The organism is Xenorhabdus sp. NBAII XenSa04 (assembly GCF_963866145.1).
Classification (GTDB): domain Bacteria; phylum Pseudomonadota; class Gammaproteobacteria; order Enterobacterales; family Enterobacteriaceae; genus Xenorhabdus; species Xenorhabdus indica.
Map to the genome: position 1 here is coordinate 1 of NZ_CAWMEB010000070.1, position 472 is coordinate 472.

General features: G+C 40.9%; 1 protein-coding gene and 1 pseudogene. Both read right to left on the reverse strand.

From position 1 onward, the window contains the following. Nucleotides 1-104, reverse strand: a pseudogene (locus AAC147_RS20035) (toxin C-terminal domain-containing protein); the annotation flags it as partial. A gap of 187 nt (nucleotides 105-291) precedes the next feature. After that, nucleotides 292-417 carry a hypothetical protein gene (locus tag AAC147_RS03650; RefSeq protein ID WP_339955593.1) on the reverse strand — a complete coding sequence of 42 codons (126 nt, stop codon included), beginning with the start codon at nucleotides 415-417 and terminating at the stop codon, nucleotides 292-294. Nucleotides 418-472: the final 55 nt, after the last annotated feature.

Below are 472 nucleotides of genomic sequence, written 5' to 3' on the forward strand. Positions count from 1 at the left end.
TTTGAAAAGGCATTTAGGTTCTTCACACTATCGGTAGCCTTCCAAACACCGCCATTATATTGATCAACATTAGGCGTAATATATTCATTTTGTTCGATGCTTTCTTCTTCATATAAATAGGCTCTCTATGAGAACGCTCGATAATTTTTGTATATTCGAGCTTTTTATCCATTTCGGCAAAGTGACATTTTGCTAATCCAAATGGATCTTAGGGACGATTCTGGTGCGGTCATACTTTTTTAAGCTATTTTTTCTTTTATTATCAGATTATTAAAGAACCGTTTTACCTGTTTAGCCTACATCCGCGAACTTAAAACGCCGATGTGCATTTTTGGCCTGTTTTGCGATGTTGCCCCGGTGTTGATCCCCGACAGCGACGATAACCGCACCATTAAGCAGCAGTACCAACGCCAGCAAGACCAGCTCATGAAATTAAGCTGAGAATGCGCGAGCTGCTTGGCGACTACAACAG